The following is a 16,167-nucleotide window of genomic DNA, read 5'->3' on the forward strand; positions in this document are numbered from 1 at the left end:
CAACAAGGGCTTGCGGGCAAAAACGGGATGCAGTAGGATTTTGGTCATCGGAGTGTAGCGCAGCCAGGTAGCGCGTCTCGTTCGGGACGAGAAGGCCGCAGGTTCGAATCCTGTCTCTCCGACCAAATCCTTGTCAAAAAGCCCGCCTTGCGCGGGCTTTTTGTTGTGTGCGAAAAATACGTCAGTGCGCCGCTTCAGCCTCCAGGGGCACATGCAACCCCTGCAGACCCAGTCAGGCGGTCAGCCGGGAGGTGACTTCGCCCAACTGCCCTGACAAACCATGCAGGCGCTGCCCCGCCTGCTCGGTATGCTGCACCGCTTCCTGGTTGGCTGTGGCAATCCGGGTAATTTCGATCAGGTTACGCGAGATATCTTCGGCCACGCTGGTCTGCTCCTCGGCCGCAGTGGCGATTTGCCGGTTCATGTCGCGGATCGCCTCCACCGCCTGGGTGATACGCTGCAGCATCTGCCCGGCCTGCTCGACCTGCTCAGCCCCTTCCTGGCTGCGTTGCTGGCCGCTTTCGATGGCCTTGACCGCCTCCACCGCCCCTGACTGTACCGCTTCGATGATCTGGTGAATTTCTGCAATCGACGCTGCCGTGCGCTGGGCCAGGCTGCGCACTTCATCGGCGACCACCGCAAAACCACGCCCGGCTTCGCCCGCACGGGCCGCTTCGATGGCCGCGTTAAGCGCCAGCAGGTTGGTCTGCTCAGCAATGCCGCGGATCACTTCCAGCACTTTGCCTATCCGTGTGCTGTCATGCTCCAGGTCGCGAATTACCGACGCCGTGCCGGCGATTTCGCGGTTGACCAGCCCGATGATGTCGATGGTCTGCTGCATCACCTGCTCGCCGGCCTGGGCGCTGTGGTCGGCGTCATCGGCCGCGCGGGCAGCCTCGGCGGCGTGGCGAGCGACCTCTTGGGCAGTGGCGGACATTTCGTGCATGGCCGTGGCCACCTGGTCGGTACGCTGGAACTGGTCATGAGTACCGCGGGCCATGTCACCGGCAATACTGCGCAACTGCCCGCTGGCACCTTCCAGCTCCTGAGCGTTGTCCTGCAGCCGGCCGACAGTATCGGCAAGGAAGTCACGCAGGGTGTTGGCCGCCCGCGCCAGGCGCCCCAGCTCATCCTCCCGACGGCTGTCGACCCGGGCAGCAAAGCAGCCTTGGCTGAGCTGCGCGACGTACTCGATCAACTGGCGGATCGGCTCGATCAGGCTACGGTTGACCAGCCACAGGCTGAGCAGCCCCACCAGCACCGCAGAAGCCAGCATCACCAGCAGGCCCAACCATACCGTGCGCTCGGCACTGGCATTGATGCTGGCGGCACGCTGGCGGGCATCGGCGCGCAGTTGCTCGACCAGTTCGCTCATTTGCTCACTGGCGGCACGGTCCACGCCTTTGACCGCCCGGTCGCCCGCTACCGGGTCACCGCCTGCCGCCAGGAAGGCCTGACGGCCTTGCGCATAGGCCTGGCCCAACTGGCGATGGCTGTCGCGCAATTGCTGCAGCGACGGCTTGAGCCTGGCATCGCTGTTGTCGATCAATTGCCCGAGCAGTTGTTGTACTTGCTGTTCTCGGGCCTGGAACTGCTGCCAGTACTTGTCCATCTCCGCAGGCTGGCGCCCGCGCAACAGCACGTTCTTCCATTCCTGCACCTGGATCTTGAACTGCAGGTTGGCTTCGTCAATCAATTGCGAGGCCCGCAGCGGCCCGTCGACCAGCTCGGCGTAGCCACGCACGCTGGACGACAGGAACTGGAAACACACCAGGGCGATCAGCAGCATCGCCAGCACACTGCCGCCGAGCAGCGAGAGAATTTGCACTCTGAGGGATTTACGCAACATCGAGGGTCTCGGAACCAGAGGGAGTAGGCTGAGGCCGCTGTGCAGCCTCATTACTGGCAGGCCAAAAAAAAGCTGCCATCACGCAATGGCAGCCAGGTCGAGCACTTACGCAACAGTTGAGGCAAATCTTCTCAGGCAATTACTACAGAAATGTTACAAAGCCACGACACGCTAGCCCGTGGTGAACTGCAGCGCTGCCAGCCGCGCATACAGCGGGCTGTCCTCGATCAACTGACGGTGGGTGCCCACCGCCACCAGCCGGCCTTGGTCGATGACCGCGATGCGCTCGGCATGCTGTACCGTGGCCAGGCGATGGGCGATCACCAGCGTGGTACGGCCGGCCATCAGGCTGGGCAGCGCTTGCTGGATCAAGTATTCGCTTTGTGCATCCAGGGCACTGGTGGCTTCGTCCAGCAACAGGATCGGCGCATCGACCAGCAAGGCCCGGGCAATCGCCAGGCGCTGGCGTTGCCCGCCGGAAAGGCCGATGCCGCCCTCCCCCAGTTGTGTCTGGTAGCCTTGGGGCAGTTGCCGGATGAATTCGTCGGCATGGGCGCCGCGGGCTGCTGCTTCGACTTCAGCCAGGGTCGCCTCGGGCCGGCCATAACGAATGTTGGCCTCCACCGTGCCACGGAACAGCGAGGGGTTTTGTGCCACCAAAGCGAACTGCCGGCGTAGCTGGTCGGGATCACATGCGGTAACCGGCTGGCCATCGAGCAGGATGCGCCCTTGTTGGGGGTCGTAAAAGCGCAGCAACAGATCGAACAGGGTCGACTTGCCTGCCCCGGAAGGGCCAACCAGGGCGACGGTCTGCCCGGGTTCGATGGTCAGGCTCAGGCCGTCGACAGCTGCCACCGTGGGCCGTGAAGGGTAAGCGAACACGACCTGTTGCAGTTCGATATGCCCGCTGGCCCGCGGCTGCGGCAGCACCTGCGCCACGTCGGGGGGCAGGATGGCACTTCGCGCTGCCAACAGTTCGGCAATGCGCTCGGCGGCACCCGCGGCCCGTTGCAGTTCGCCGATCACCTCACTGAGGGTACCGAAGGCACTGCCGACGATCAGGCTGTAGAACACGAATGCAGCCAGCTCGCCTGCGGATATACGCCCGGCGATCACATCCATGCCGCCGACCCACAGCATCACCCCCACCGCCCCCAACACCAGCACGATCACCAGGGTTATCAGCCAGGCACGCTGTGTAATCCGCTTGCGGGCAACAGTAAACGCTGCTTCGACCGTATCGGCGAACAGTTCGCGGTCGTGCGCCTGGTGGTTGTAGGCCTGCACGGTCTTGATCTGCCCCAGCGTTTCAGCCACGTAGCTGCCCACATCGGCGACCCTGTCCTGGCTCTGCCGCGACAGGCTGCGCACCCGACGGCCGAACAACAGGATCGGTGCCAACACCAGCGGCAGCGTTACCACCACGATGCTGGTGAGCTTGGGGTTGGTGATGAACAGCAATACCACACCGCCAATGACCATCAGCGCGTTGCGCAGGAACATCGACAGCGATGAACCGATCACTGATTGCAGCAAGGTGGTGTCCGCAGTCAGCCGAGACTGGATCTCGGAGCTGCGGTTGTCCTCGAAAAAACCTGGGTGCAGGCCGATCAGGTGATCGAAGACCGCACGACGGATATCGGCCACACAACGCTCGCCAATCCACGACACCAGATAGAAACGGCTGAAGGTACCCACCGCCAGCGCCAGCACCAGCAGCAAGAACAGCCCGATGGTCTGATTGAGCTGGTGCGCGGAGCGGGTCATGAAGCCTTGATCCACCAGCAGGCGGATGCCTTGGCCCATCGACAGGGTGATGCCAGCGGTGACTACCAGCGCCAGCAATGCCAATAGCACCTGACGGCGATAAGGGCGAACAAACTGCCAAGCCAGGCGCAAGGCACGGCGTTGGCGCGGGGAAACCGATTCGGGCATGGCGACGACCACAAAGGGTGGGGAAGCGGCAGCCTACCACTCATCCCGGTAGGGAGACTGCATGAAGGTTGCTATAACGCATCGATCTAACCAGCTTATGGAGCTTTCACAGGGTTTCTGCTGGACTGTTGCTGCCGTGACCCGGAAGCTGTCACAGGCCAGTCACGGCGCAGGGCTACCCTGAGCTTGAACCTGAAGAGGAGACAGTGCATGAGCTTGCAGCATGGCAGTGATAACCAGAAGCCCCAAACCTCCCCGCAACCGCAAGTATGCGGTTCGATCATCGACGCCAAGGGGCGCGAAGTGCCGATCACCGAGCAGATGATCCAGCAGGCCTGCAAGGCCCTGGAAGAAAGCCGTGTCGAGCGCGTACGCAAAGGTTGATCGGCGAATTCTTTGCAACCCGGCGCTTGCGCCGGGTTTTTATTGGCCCAGCCAGTGGGCTTGGCCGCCCCCACAGGTAACCGCACCTACCTGCAAGATCAAGGCAAGGCGTGCTTAGACCAACACCCCACCCAGGGCACTGACCAACTGCGCCAACTGCGGCGCCTCCCCGTGCAAGCGCACGGCCAGCCCCTCGATCTCGCGCCTTGGCGGGTATTGCTTGCGCAACTGGTCGAACGCTGCTCGCTGTTGCTGCGGATCATCGCTGAGGCTACGGCGGAAATCGGCATCATCACGGCGCGGGTCATACACGGCGCGACACAGGGTGGCCAAGGCCCAGGACAGGTCGGTGCTGGCATCCAGGTCGATCTGCGCCAGCGGTGGCTTGGGCAGCAGCTCGGCCAGTCGCACCTGCTCGTTCACACCCAGGTAGCGGCAAAGCGCCTGGTAGATCTGCGCCGTGCCACGCTGGCGGCCATCGAGGCTATAGCCGGCAATGTGCGGCGTAGCGAGGGTGCACAGGTCGGCCAACGTCAGGTCGACCTGCGGCTCCCCTTCCCACACATCCAGCACCGCGTGCACGTCTTCACGGTCCAGCAGCAGCTCGCGCAGGGCCACGTTGTCCACCACCGGGCCACGGCTGGCGTTTACCAGCCAGGCACCCGGGCGCAATTGTGCCAGCTGCGCCTGCCCCAGCAGGTGCCAGGTCGGGTACTGGCCGCCGCGTTGCAAGGGGGTATGCAAGCTGATCACATCGCACTGCTGCAGGATGGTTTCGAGGCTGACGTAGTCGCCGCCCTCCGCGGCCTGACGCAATGGGTCGCACACCAGCACCTTCCAGCCCAGGCCATGCAGCACCCGCACGAGGCGGCCACCCACTTCACCCGCGCCGACAACGCCATATACGCGCTCAGGCAATGCCACGCCATCCAGTTCGGCCAGGGTCAGCAGGCTGCCCAGCACGTAATCGACCACGCCGCGGGCATTGCAGCCAGGTGCGCTGCTCCAGCGGATGCCAGCTTCTGCAAAGTAGTCCAGGTCCAGGTGATCAGTGCCGATGGTGCACGTGCCGACAAAGCGTACACGGCTGCCTTCGAGCAACTGACGGTCGACCTTGGTCACCGAGCGCACCAGCAGGATATCGGCGTCCTTGACGCTGGCAGCATCGAGGCTTCGGCCGGGGTAGCGGCGAATTTCACCGAAACCCTGGAAGAAGGCATCGAGCAGCGGGATGTTCTCGTCGGCAACTATCAGCATGGCGCTCTCCTGTCTGGGGAGCGCAGTGTAGGCGCAACGCCGGGCGTGTTCCAGAGCGATTCAGTCGGCTTTCTTGCGGATCCAGTACAGGAAAGTGCCGGCGTCCTCTTGTTGCTGCAGCAGCTCGTGGCCGAGGAAGTTGCAGAACTTGGGGATGTCGCGGCGGGTCGACGGGTCGGTGGCGATGACCTTGAGCAGGCCGCCGGCGGCCAGGTTGCGTACGTGCTGGTGCAGCATCATCACGGGTTCCGGGCAGTTCAGGCCGGTGGCATCGAGGATGGCGTCGGGGGTGAAATCGGTCATGGGGGGCTCCGAAAATGATCGCTATTGTCGCGCATAGCGCGACGCGGTCCAAGCACGGCTTTCAAACCCAGCGCTGAGTCAGGACAGACGAATTTGCTTCTTGCTTCTTGGATGTGGGCATTTAGATTGAGCAGGTATTCGTTCACGCAGGTGGCGCATAGTCACCTTTCCGCCCTTACGGCGGGTCCCTTTTTGTCGTGGCAAAAAGGAACCAAAAACCGTCGGCTCCCATCATCCGGCCCCTGCGCTGCGCTCCGGGGTCCCCTCGCTCCGGGCTTGCTCCCGGGAGGACCGCGCTGCAGGCCCCATCCTGGGGCCCAGCGCTTGACGGGCATCCATGCCCGTCACCTCCCTTCGCAAGCCCTGCACTCGGCCTCCTGAAGTCGCAATCTGCGTCGCCTGAACTATCGCGCGCTTAGAAGCAACAGCAAAAGCAGACGCAGAAGCAGAAACAGAACGACGCGCTGGCCTCAGCGGGGCTTCAAGTCGAGCCGCCGCAGGTGGCAGGTTACTTCTTCACGGTCGTGGTACAGCTGCTTGCAGGCAATCGACACCTTGATCTTGCGTGCCTTGAATGTTGCCTCCATACGGTCGAGCAGGCGCCGTACTTCGGCATAACGCTGCTTCATCGGCAACTTCAGGTTGACCACCGCCTCGCGGCACAGCCCCTCACCCAGCCAGGTTTCAATCAGCGAGGTGGTACGCGCCGGCTTCTCGACGATATCGCACACCATCCAGTCTACCGGCTGCTTCGGCTGCCAGGTAAACCCATCGGCCATCAAGTGCTGGACCAGGCCTGTGTCCATCAGGCTTTCGGCCATCGGCCCATTATCGATGGCTGTCACCAGCATGCCACGGCGCACCAGCTGGTAGGTCCAGCCACCCGGTGAGGCTCCCAGGTCGACGCCGGTCATGTCATCCCCCAGGCGCTGCTCCCACTGCTCACGCGGAATGAACTGGTGCCAGGCTTCTTCCAGCTTGAGTGTCGAACGGCTAGGTGCCTCGCGAGGGAACTTCAGGCGCGGGATGCCCATGGGCCACAAGGCGCTGTTGCTGGCCGATGCAACGCCGACAAATACCCGGCGGCCGCTGATGAAGGTCAGCAGCAAGCGTGGGCGACCGGGGTCGTCGACCAGGCGGCCGGCCTTCTCCAGAGCCTTGCGCAACGGCACTTCGAACTTTCGGCAAAAAGTGGACAATTCCTTGCCTTCGTTGCTGTCCAGCACCTCCAGCCAAAGGCTACCGAACACCGGGAAGTCAGCCAACTGCGCCAGCAGTACGCTGATGCGGTCACTTTCCGGCAGTTCAACGTAACCGCCACGTGCCCACTGCCGCGGGAAAATCAGCTGGTTGAAACGCAGTTCCCCCATCAAGCGCTCGGCACCGCCCTCCTCGCTACAGACAAACTCGGCACTGGCACTTTGCGGCTTGCCTTTGGCATAGCCGGCAACACCCAGGCGGGCGGCATGTTCGCTGATTTCGGCGCAAACCTCGCCCTCGAAACCGGGCCGGCAATGCATGAACAGGGTATTCATCTCTCACTCCACGACGGCTGGCGCACCACAGGCGCCGGCAGGGCGGCGATGATAAAGGAAGTTCGGAACCTGCGACACGCCCCGCCGGTCCAGAAAAGGGTCAGGTAGCGTAAACCGGTCTAACCTGACCATTCAGCCAGGTCCGTGCCGTGCGGACCGATACAGAGCGGTGCTGCCGGCAAACCGTGACTATTTGCCGGGCACCGGTGCAGAAGGAGTTGGCAATGCCCTCGCTCGATAGCCTGAACACCCTCAAGCCCCTCAAGGTCGGCGACCAGACCTACCACTACTTCAGCCTCACCGAGGCCGCCCGCCAGCTGGGTGACCTGCAGCGCCTGCCCATGTCGCTGAAAGTGCTGCTGGAAAATCTGCTGCGCTGGGAGGATGGCGCGACCGTCACCGGCGACGACTTGCGCGCCATTGTCCAATGGCTTGGCGAACGCCGCTCGGACCGCGAGATCCAGTACCGCCCGGCGCGGGTGTTGATGCAGGACTTCACCGGTGTGCCCGCCGTGGTCGACCTGGCCGCCATGCGCGCCGCCATGGCCAAGGCTGGCGGCGACCCGCAACGGATCAACCCGCTGTCACCGGTCGACCTGGTGATCGATCACTCGGTAATGGTCGACCGCTACGGCACGCCGCAAGCCTTTGCCGAAAACGTCGACATCGAAATGCAGCGCAATGGCGAGCGCTATGCCTTTCTGCGTTGGGGCCAGAGCGCCTTCGACAACTTCCGCGTAGTTCCCCCGGGCACCGGCATTTGCCACCAGGTCAATCTGGAATACCTGGGCCGCACGGTGTGGACCCGTGAGGCCGACGGCCGCACCTATGCCTTCCCCGATACCTTGGTGGGCACAGACTCGCACACCACCATGATCAACGGCCTGGGCGTACTCGGCTGGGGTGTCGGCGGCATCGAAGCGGAAGCGGCCATGCTCGGCCAGCCGGTATCGATGCTGATCCCCGAAGTGATCGGCTTCAAGCTGACCGGCAAGCTGCGGGAGGGCATCACTGCCACTGACCTGGTGCTGACCGTGACACAGATGCTGCGCAAGAAAGGCGTGGTGGGCAAGTTCGTTGAATTCTACGGCGACGGCCTGGCCGAGCTGCCCCTGGCCGACCGCGCGACCATCGCCAACATGGCACCGGAATACGGCGCCACCTGTGGCTTCTTCCCGGTCGACCAGGTCACCTTGGACTATCTGCGCCTTTCGGGTCGCCCCGAAACGACCGTGCAGCTGGTCGAACAGTACTGCAAGGCGCAGGGCATGTGGCGCCTGCCCGGCCAGGAGCCGTTATTCAGCGACACGCTGGCGCTGGACATGGACGACGTCGAAGCCAGCCTGGCAGGGCCCAAACGGCCACAGGACCGCGTAGCGCTGGGCCAGGTCAGCCAAGCCTTCGACCACTTCATCGAGCTGCAGCCCAAGCCGCTGGCCAAAGAAGTTGGCCGCCTGGAAAGCGAAGGTGGTGGCGGTGTCGCGGTGGGCAACGCCGACCAGGCCGGTGCAGTCGACTACAGCCATCAGGGCCAGACCCACACCCTGCGTGATGGCGCCGTGGTGATTGCCGCGATCACCTCATGTACCAACACGTCCAACCCCAGCGTGATGATGGCTGCCGGGCTGGTGGCAAAAAAAGCACTGGAAAAAGGCCTGCAACGCAAACCTTGGGTCAAGAGCTCGCTGGCGCCAGGCTCCAAGGTAGTCACCGACTACTTCAAGGCAGCCGGGCTCACGCCTTACCTCGACCAACTGGGTTTTGATCTGGTCGGTTATGGCTGCACCACCTGCATCGGCAACTCCGGCCCGCTGGACGAGGCGATCGAAAACGCCATTGGCAGCGCCGACCTGACCGTGGCCTCGGTGCTATCGGGCAACCGCAACTTCGAGGGCCGCGTGCACCCACTGGTCAAGACCAACTGGCTGGCCTCGCCCCCGCTGGTGGTGGCCTACGCCCTGGCCGGCAGCGTGCGCCTGGACCTGACGCGCGATCCGCTGGGCTCAGGCAAGGACGGCCAACCGGTCTACCTGCGTGATATCTGGCCGACCCAGCAGGAAATTGCCGAGGCCGTGGCCAAGGTCGATACGGCGATGTTCCACAAGGAATACGCCGAAGTGTTCGCCGGTGATGCGCAATGGCAGGCCATCGAGGTGCCACAGGCCGCCACTTACGTGTGGCAGGCTGACTCCACCTACATCCAACACCCACCGTTCTTCGACGGCATCGGCGGGCCGCCGCCACAAATTGCCAATATTCACGGCGCACGGGTGCTGGCGCTGCTGGGCGACTCAGTGACCACCGACCACATTTCCCCCGCGGGCAACATCAAGACCGACAGCCCGGCCGGGCGCTACCTGCGCGAACAGGGTGTGGAGCCTCGCGACTTCAACTCCTACGGTTCGCGGCGTGGCAACCACGAAGTGATGATGCGCGGCACCTTCGCCAACATCCGTATCCGCAACGAAATGCTGGCAGGTGAAGAAGGCGGCAACACCTTGCATGTGCCCACTGGCGAGAAGCTGTCGATCTACGACGCGGCCATGCGTTACCAGCAGGAGGGCACCCCGCTGCTGGTGATTGCCGGCCAGGAGTACGGTACCGGCTCGAGCCGCGACTGGGCAGCCAAGGGTACCAACCTGCTGGGGGTCAAGGCCGTGCTGGCAGAAAGCTTCGAGCGTATTCATCGCTCCAACCTGGTGGGCATGGGCGTGTTGCCGCTGCAATTCAAGGCCGGGCACAACCGCAAACAGCTGGGGCTGACCGGCAAGGAACAGATCGATGTACTGGGGCTGGACGGCGCACATATTCGCCCCGGCATGAGCCTGCCCTTGCGCATTACCCGCGAGGATGGCCAGCAGGAACAGATCGAGGTGCTATGCCGGATTGATACCCAGAACGAGGTGGAGTACTTCAAGGCCGGGGGGATTCTGCACTATGTGTTGCGCCAGATGATCGCCGGTTGAGACGGAGCGTCTGGCCGAAGATGTGTTCCGCTCTCTAGACCGAGCGCTGCGCGGGCGGCGCTCGGTCTCCTACACGCCAATACCTCAAAGCTATATGCTTTAAAGTCCCACGCGACAGCACTGGCCCTTGGCCATCCATTCGGTCATCATCTGACTTACCCGTCATTGAGTGCAATCAATGAACCAAATATCCATTCAATAAAACCAGCGGCTTGCCGATACCTGTCGAAAGCCCTGCGGACTATCACCCATGCGTAACAACCAGCCGATTACCCAGAGAGAACGGACTTTCCCTGCCCAGCAGCGGTTGATCTCCACTACCAACGCCAAGGGTGTGGTCACCTACTGCAACGATGCCTTTATCGAAATCAGTGGATTCACCCGCGAGGAGCTGACTGGCGCACCGCACAACCTGGTGCGTCACCCCGACGTACCGCCTGCCGTGTTTGCCCATATGTGGCAAACCCTCAAGCAGGGCCAGCCGTGGATGGGCATCGTCAAGAACCGCTGCAAGTCCGGTGACCATTACTGGGTCAACGCCTATGTCACACCCATCTTCGATAACAACCAGGTTGTCGGTTTCGAATCGGTGCGGGTCAAGCCCACCGCCGAGCAGATCCGCCGCGCCGAGGCCCTGTATCAGCGCATCAACCAGGGCAAGCCACCGGTACCGCGCCGCGACAAGTGGCTGCCAGTGCTGCAGGACTGGCTACCGTTCATCCTGATCAGCCAGGTGGGCTTCCTGATCGGCAACTGGCTGGGTCATTCCTGGGGCTTTGCCTTGGCCGCAGGGCTTTCGGTACCACTGGGCCTGCTCGGCCTGAGCTGGCAGCAGCGCGGCCTCAAGCGCCTGCTGCGCCTGGCCGAGCAAACCACTTCCGACCCACTGATCGCGCAGATGTACACCGACAGCCGTGGCGTGCAGGCGCGCCTGGAAATGGCCATGCTCAGCCAGGACGCACGCATGAAAACCTGCCTGACCCGCCTACAAGACAGTGCCGAACTCCTGAGCGACCAGGCACGCCAGTCCGATGCCTTGGCGCACAAGAGCTCTACGGGGCTGGAGCGCCAGCGGGTGGAGACCGAGCAAGTCGCCACTGCGGTAAACCAGATGGCCGCCACCACTCAGGAAGTGGCCAACCATGTGCAGCGCACCGCCGATGCCACCCAGGAAGCCAACCGCCTGACCAGCCAAGGCCGGCAAATTGCCGGAGAAACCCGCGAGGCCATCGAACGTCTGTCGGCGGCAGTGGGCGAGACCGGCCAGACGGTTACGCAACTGGCCAAAGACAGCGACGAGATTGGTGGCGTGGTCGACGTGATCAAGGGCATCGCCGACCAGACCAACCTGCTGGCACTGAACGCAGCCATTGAAGCAGCGCGCGCCGGTGAAATGGGCCGTGGTTTTGCCGTAGTGGCTGATGAAGTGCGTCAGTTGGCCCAGCGCACCGCCGAATCCACCGGGCAGATCCATGGCCTGATCGCCAAGCTGCAACAGACCGCCAGTAACGCAGTGCAGACCATGGAAACCGGCCACCGCCAGGCACAGGAAGGCGTCGACCGGGTAATGCAGGCTGACGAGGCGTTGGTAGGCATCAGCGAAGCGGTGGCCAATATCACCGACATGGCCACCCAGATTGCAGCTGCAACCGAGGAGCAGACCGCAGTGGCTGACGAGATCAGCCGCAACATCAGCACCATTGCCGAACTGGCCGACCAGACCGCCGAACAGGCGCAGCACTCGGCACTGCTGAGCGAGGAACTGACCAGCACGGCGGGCAGCCAGTATTCGCTGGTGGAGCGCTTCAACCGCTGAAGCTCGCGACTTGGCCCTCCGCCGCGGTGGAGGGCACCGGCTCTGCCGGTGTTCGCGGGCAAGCCCGCCCCTACAACGGAATGTGCCGAACCACCGATGCGTGCGTAGGAGCGGGTTTACCCGCGAATACGGTAGCAGCGGCAACGGTGAACGGCGGGTGGAGATTGGCCAGCAGGGCCGGCCCTTTCGCGGGTGAACCCGCTCCTACGACGGCCTGTGCCGAACCACCGATGCGTGTGTAGGAGCGGGTTTACCCGCGAATACGGTGGCGACGGCAACGGTGAACGGCGGGTGGAGATTGGCCAGCAGGGCCGGCCCTTTCGCGGGTGAACCCGCTCCTACACGCGGCCTGTGCCGAACCACCGATGCGTGCGTAGGAGCGGGTTTACCCGCGAATACGGTAGCAGCAGCAACGGTGAACGGCGGGTGGAAATTGGCCAGCAGGCCCGGCCCTTTCGCGGGTGAACCCGCTCCTACGACGGAATGTGCCGAACCACCGATGCGTGCGTAGGAGCGGGTTTACCCGCGAATACGGTAGCGGCGGCAACGGTGAACGGCGGCTGGAAATTGGCCAGCAGGGCCGGCCCTTTCGCGGGTGAACCCGCTCCTACACGCGGCCTGTGCCGAACCACCGATGCGTGTGTAGGAGCGGGTTTACCCGCGAATACGGTAGCGGCAGCAACGGTGAACGGCGGGTGGAGATTGGCCAGCAGGCCCGGCCCTTTCGCAGGTGAACCCGCGTGCTGTGTTACCAGTCCAACCGCAACCGGCTCTCGAAGTAGCGCTCTTCGCCACTCAGCGGGTCCTCGAAACGCAGGCTCTGCGCCAACAGTTTCAGCGGCCGCTGGTAGTCATCCTCTTCATTGAGCAACTGCGGATAGAACGGGTCATTGCTGATCCCTGCCCCCAAGGCCGCCATGTGCACACGCAACTGATGGGTCTTGCCGGTCACGGGCGATAGCCCATAGCGCCATCGCTCACCGTTCTTCTCCAGCACCTCGGCCAGGGTTTCACTGTTGGCCTCACCCTCCACCTCATGCATGCGGAAAAATGGCTCGCCATGCACCAGGCGGCTTTTGTGCACCAGCGGAAATGCATGCTGCGGCATGGCAGCGGCAATGGCCTGGTAACGCTTGTCGATACGCCGCTCGGGGAACAGCCGCTGGTAGGCGCTGCGGCTGTGCGGGTTGGCGGAAAACAGCACGAGCCCAGCGGTGTGCCGGTCGATGCGGTGCAACGGCACCAGGTGCGGATTGTCCAGACGACGGATCAGGCGGCGCAACAAGGTCTGCTCGACGTATTCACCAGTCGGCGTCACCGGCAGGAAATGCGGTTTATCGGCCACCACCAGGTGCTCGTCCACATGCAGCACCACCTCCTGCACCGGAATCGGCCGTTCGTTCGGCACTTCGCGGAAGTAATGCAAACGCATGCCACGCTTGTAAGGCAGGTCGGCGGCAACTGCGTGCCCGTTGGCATCCAGCACCCGGCCACGGGCAAAGCGGTCAAGCCACTGGGCGCGGTCGATGGCCTTGAAATGGTCACACAAGCAATCGAGCACCGTCACCCAGTTACCAGGTGGCAGGCACACCGTACTGGCTTGCTGGCGGGCGGGGTCGAAAGGCGTGGTCATGGCTGGGCTCGAGACGTTCATGGCCGCGCATTATCGCCCAAGCCCGCCCCCTCAACCAGCCTGGGCCATCGCCTCGCAGCGCTCCTTCAGCCAGCGCAGTACCTGCACCGGCTCCCAGCGGCCAGGGTCGTAGAGTGCATAGAGCAACCCCTCATAACCCACCACATCCAGCCCTCGGTGGTAACCGGCCCGCTGGAACAAGGCCTCGATCTCGGCGAAGCAGGTATTGAAGTGGACTTTGCCGAACGGCGTGCAGTCGCCCGTCACCAGGCCTTCGAGGCGCAGTTCCAGAACGGCGTCAGCCACCCGATCCACGGGCATGCGGTTGACGCTGTACTTGAGTTGCTCGACATTGAGCATGGCTTCACCTCGATACTGTATTTATATACAGCATACGAACATCCCCTTGCTGCCGTCAATGCGCTTCATTGCAGCCCCGCCAGGTAGCCGCTGCCTTTACGCAGGGTCAGCACCTGCCTGCGCGGCGTGCCGCGCGTCACCGACAGGTGCACCCATTTATCGAATTCCAGGATCAGCTGATCGAAGGGCACCGTACTTTCGCTGACTCGCCGAACGGTCTCGCGCGGGCTGACCTCGATCACCGTGAAGTCCGCCGCCAGCCCTTGCACGTGCTGGCTATCGGAGGCGCCACCGATCAACCGATTGACCCTTTCACTGCGATACCCGCTGCTGATTATGATGGGTGCGTCGAACAATGCACGTACCTGTTCCAGCGCACAGCACAGCAATTGCAGGTTGGCCCTGGCTTCGAGAGGCGGTGCATTATCGAACCCTTCGCGGGCGGCGAGCTGGGAAACGGTCATTTCATCGAAGGTGAAATGTGGAGTGATGAACATGGCGAGCTATTCCGATGATGGAGAAGGTTACCGGCGACGGTGCGCCTCCACCGGATCATCAGCTCGCTTCACAGATCATGGAGCAGGGTTGCAACTCCTCTGCAGCCATCATTGCCCAAGAAAAGCCACCACTTGTTCGGTATCGAACGGCCAGTGCAGCTCGGCGCCGTTGTCACAGCGCCGCAGCACCGGAATGATCAGGCCATAACGTTCGAACAAAAGCTCGCTCTCGGCGATATCGACCAGCTCTACCAGCAGGCCATGATCGACGAGAGGCATCAACACAGCCTCGGCCACTTCGCAGAGGTGGCAGCCGAGGGTGCCGAACAGTTGACATTCAGGCAGCATGTGGCAGGTCCCGGGTTGGCATACACAGAAGCCTATTCTAGGCGCGCCACGCCCACCCTGCACCTGACCAGGCTCAATCCTGGCTGGTAGCACCGATCCGGTGCAGCGACAGGTCCGCGCCTTGGAACTCCTGCTCATGGCTCAAGCGCAGGCCATGCAACGCTCGAATGGCTCCGTACACGGCAAAGCCACCGGCCAAGGCCACCAGCACGCCCATCAGGCTGCCCAGCAACTGGCTGACCAGGCTGACACCGCCCATGCCGCCCAGCGCCACCTGGCCGAACACGCCACAGGCGATGCCCCCCCACACGCCACACAGGCCATGCAACGGCCACACACCCAGGACGTCGTCGATTTTCCAGCGATTTTGCGCGGCGGTGAAGGTCCAGACAAAGAGCGCCCCCGCCACCAGGCCGGTGACCAGCGCTCCAACCGGGTGCATCAGATCGGAACCTGCGCAAATCGCCACCAGCCCGGCCAGCGGGCCGTTATGCAGAAAGCCCGGGTCGTTGCGCCCGGCCAGCAACGCCGACAGGGTGCCACCCACCATCGCCATCAGCGAGTTGATCGCCACCAGGCCGCTGACGCCCTGCAAGGTCTGGGCACTCATGACGTTGAAGCCAAACCAGCCGATGATGAGGATCCACGAGCCCAACGCCAGAAAGGGAATGCTCGACGGCGCAAACGCCACCAATCGGCCCTCGCGGTAGCGCCCACGGCGCGCCCCCAGCAGCATCACCGCCGCCAGCGCCAGCCAGCCCCCCATGGCGTGTACCACCACAGACCCGGCAAAGTCGTGGAACGGTGCGCCGAAGCGTGCCTGCAGCCAAGCCTGCACGCCCAGGTTGCCGTTCCACACCACGCCCTCGAAGAACGGATAGACGAACGCCACGATCAACGCCGTGGCGCACAACTGCGGCACGAACCGCGCCCGCTCGGCAATGCCCCCGGAGATGATCGCCGGAATCGCCGCCGCAAAGGTCAGCAGGAAGAAGCACTTGACCAGCGCATAGCCATGGTCGACAGCCAGCGTTGTCGCCGGCTGGAAGAAGTTGACTCCGTAGGCGATCCAGTAGCCTATAAAGAAGTAGACCAGCGCCGAGATGGCAAAGTCGCTGAGGATCTTCGACAAGGCGTTGACCTGGTTCTTGTGGCGCACCGTGCCCACTTCAAGGAACGCGAAGCCGGCATGCATGGCCAGCACCAGAATGGCGCCCATGAGAATGAACAGGGTGTTGGAACCGTGGACCAGAGAGTCCATAGCGCTGTGCATGTTTTCCATGA

General features: G+C 63.2%; 13 protein-coding genes, 1 tRNA gene and 1 pseudogene. 4 read left to right on the forward strand and 11 right to left on the reverse strand.

What is annotated here, in order from left to right:
• The first annotated feature begins 48 nt into the window (after window positions 1–48).
• Window positions 49–125: transfer RNA gene (locus LMH93_RS18810), tRNA-Pro, on the forward strand.
• A 107-nt stretch (window positions 126–232) separates the two neighbouring features.
• Here LMH93_RS18810 and LMH93_RS29965 read toward each other — a convergent pair.
• From LMH93_RS29965 to LMH93_RS18820, 3 genes and pseudogenes are all read right to left on the reverse strand, one after another.
• Window positions 233–1,000, reverse strand: coding sequence for a methyl-accepting chemotaxis protein (locus LMH93_RS29965; RefSeq protein ID WP_370626779.1), 768 nt, complete (start codon window positions 998–1,000; stop codon window positions 233–235).
• Window positions 1,001–1,117: 117 nt separating this feature from the next.
• Window positions 1,118–1,900, reverse strand: a pseudogene (locus tag LMH93_RS29970) (methyl-accepting chemotaxis protein); the annotation flags it as partial.
• 120 nt (window positions 1,901–2,020) lie between these two features.
• Entirely contained in the window at window positions 2,021–3,784 is a 1,764-nt protein-coding gene (locus LMH93_RS18820; protein WP_047604622.1) for an ABC transporter transmembrane domain-containing protein, read from the reverse strand.
• 210 nt (window positions 3,785–3,994) lie between these two features.
• Here LMH93_RS18820 and LMH93_RS18825 point away from each other — a divergent pair, with 210 nt between their 5' ends.
• Window positions 3,995–4,168 carry a PA1571 family protein gene (locus LMH93_RS18825; protein ID WP_003248731.1) on the forward strand — a complete coding sequence of 58 codons (174 nt, stop codon included), beginning with the start codon at window positions 3,995–3,997 and terminating at the stop codon, window positions 4,166–4,168.
• Between the two features lie 114 nt (window positions 4,169–4,282).
• Here the strand turns inward: LMH93_RS18825 and pdxB are convergent, their stop codons facing one another.
• The 3 genes from pdxB to rlmM form a co-directional block, all read right to left on the reverse strand.
• Window positions 4,283–5,425: a 4-phosphoerythronate dehydrogenase PdxB gene (gene pdxB / locus LMH93_RS18830; RefSeq protein WP_230064447.1), complete on the reverse strand. Its 1,143-nt coding sequence runs from the start codon at window positions 5,423–5,425 to the stop codon at window positions 4,283–4,285.
• Between the two features lie 60 nt (window positions 5,426–5,485).
• Window positions 5,486–5,728: a sulfurtransferase TusA gene (gene tusA / locus LMH93_RS18835; protein WP_003248727.1), complete on the reverse strand. Its 243-nt coding sequence runs from the start codon at window positions 5,726–5,728 to the stop codon at window positions 5,486–5,488.
• Between the two features lie 470 nt (window positions 5,729–6,198).
• A complete protein-coding gene (gene rlmM / locus LMH93_RS18840) occupies window positions 6,199–7,263 on the reverse strand; it encodes a 23S rRNA (cytidine(2498)-2'-O)-methyltransferase RlmM (protein WP_003248725.1) in 1,065 nt (354 codons plus the stop codon).
• Between the two features lie 224 nt (window positions 7,264–7,487).
• On the opposite strand from rlmM, the gene acnA reads away from it, so the two are divergent.
• Both acnA and LMH93_RS18850 read left to right on the forward strand, forming a co-directional pair.
• Complete coding sequence (gene acnA, locus LMH93_RS18845) at window positions 7,488–10,229, forward strand: aconitate hydratase AcnA (protein WP_230064448.1); 2,742 nt, start codon at window positions 7,488–7,490, stop codon at window positions 10,227–10,229.
• 250 nt (window positions 10,230–10,479) lie between these two features.
• Window positions 10,480–12,045 (forward strand): methyl-accepting chemotaxis protein, encoded by a 1,566-nt coding sequence (locus LMH93_RS18850; protein ID WP_185280140.1) that lies wholly within the window; start codon window positions 10,480–10,482, stop codon window positions 12,043–12,045.
• A 748-nt stretch (window positions 12,046–12,793) separates the two neighbouring features.
• Here LMH93_RS18850 and LMH93_RS18855 read toward each other — a convergent pair.
• The 5 genes from LMH93_RS18855 to LMH93_RS18875 all read right to left on the reverse strand — a co-directional run bounded on the left by LMH93_RS18855 (window position 12,794) and on the right by LMH93_RS18875 (window position 16,165).
• Entirely contained in the window at window positions 12,794–13,678 is an 885-nt protein-coding gene (locus LMH93_RS18855; protein WP_003248719.1) for a pseudouridine synthase, read from the reverse strand.
• Between the two features lie 51 nt (window positions 13,679–13,729).
• Window positions 13,730–14,038, reverse strand: coding sequence for a hypothetical protein (locus LMH93_RS18860; RefSeq protein WP_003248718.1), 309 nt, complete (start codon window positions 14,036–14,038; stop codon window positions 13,730–13,732).
• A gap of 65 nt (window positions 14,039–14,103) precedes the next feature.
• On the reverse strand, window positions 14,104–14,535 hold the full coding sequence (locus tag LMH93_RS18865) for a D-Ala-D-Ala carboxypeptidase family metallohydrolase (protein WP_003248716.1): 432 nt from the start codon (window positions 14,533–14,535) through the stop codon (window positions 14,104–14,106).
• 108 nt (window positions 14,536–14,643) lie between these two features.
• Window positions 14,644–14,883 carry a glutaredoxin family protein gene (locus LMH93_RS18870; RefSeq protein ID WP_003248714.1) on the reverse strand — a complete coding sequence of 80 codons (240 nt, stop codon included), beginning with the start codon at window positions 14,881–14,883 and terminating at the stop codon, window positions 14,644–14,646.
• A 73-nt stretch (window positions 14,884–14,956) separates the two neighbouring features.
• The gene (locus tag LMH93_RS18875; protein ID WP_060546421.1) at window positions 14,957–16,165 is read right to left on the reverse strand and encodes an ammonium transporter; all 1,209 of its coding nucleotides are present in this window, start codon (window positions 16,163–16,165) and stop codon (window positions 14,957–14,959) included.
• Window positions 16,166–16,167 lie beyond the last annotated feature (2 nt).

This window comes from Pseudomonas sp. CIP-10, assembly GCF_020911845.1.
Taxonomy (GTDB): domain Bacteria; phylum Pseudomonadota; class Gammaproteobacteria; order Pseudomonadales; family Pseudomonadaceae; genus Aquipseudomonas; species Aquipseudomonas alloputida.

Bases quoted from the DNA above. Each gene is read 5' to 3' on its own strand.
- LMH93_RS29965 (WP_370626779.1), bottom strand. From the start codon at position 1,000: ATGGCCCGCGGTACTCATGACCAGTTCCAGCGTACCGACCAGGTGGCC.
- acnA (WP_230064448.1), top strand. From the start codon at position 7,488: ATGCCCTCGCTCGATAGCCTGAACACCCTCAAGCCCCTCAAGGTCGGC.
- LMH93_RS18860 (WP_003248718.1), bottom strand. From the start codon at position 14,038: ATGCTCAATGTCGAGCAACTCAAGTACAGCGTCAACCGCATGCCCGTG.
- LMH93_RS18850 (WP_185280140.1), top strand. From the start codon at position 10,480: ATGCGTAACAACCAGCCGATTACCCAGAGAGAACGGACTTTCCCTGCC.
- LMH93_RS18875 (WP_060546421.1), bottom strand. From the start codon at position 16,165: ATGGAAAACATGCACAGCGCTATGGACTCTCTGGTCCACGGTTCCAAC.
- rlmM (WP_003248725.1), bottom strand. From the start codon at position 7,263: ATGAATACCCTGTTCATGCATTGCCGGCCCGGTTTCGAGGGCGAGGTT.
- LMH93_RS18820 (WP_047604622.1), bottom strand. From the start codon at position 3,784: ATGCCCGAATCGGTTTCCCCGCGCCAACGCCGTGCCTTGCGCCTGGCT.
- LMH93_RS18865 (WP_003248716.1), bottom strand. From the start codon at position 14,535: ATGTTCATCACTCCACATTTCACCTTCGATGAAATGACCGTTTCCCAG.
- tusA (WP_003248727.1), bottom strand. From the start codon at position 5,728: ATGACCGATTTCACCCCCGACGCCATCCTCGATGCCACCGGCCTGAAC.
- LMH93_RS18855 (WP_003248719.1), bottom strand. From the start codon at position 13,678: ATGACCACGCCTTTCGACCCCGCCCGCCAGCAAGCCAGTACGGTGTGC.
- LMH93_RS18825 (WP_003248731.1), top strand. From the start codon at position 3,995: ATGAGCTTGCAGCATGGCAGTGATAACCAGAAGCCCCAAACCTCCCCG.
- LMH93_RS18870 (WP_003248714.1), bottom strand. From the start codon at position 14,883: ATGCTGCCTGAATGTCAACTGTTCGGCACCCTCGGCTGCCACCTCTGC.
- pdxB (WP_230064447.1), bottom strand. From the start codon at position 5,425: ATGCTGATAGTTGCCGACGAGAACATCCCGCTGCTCGATGCCTTCTTC.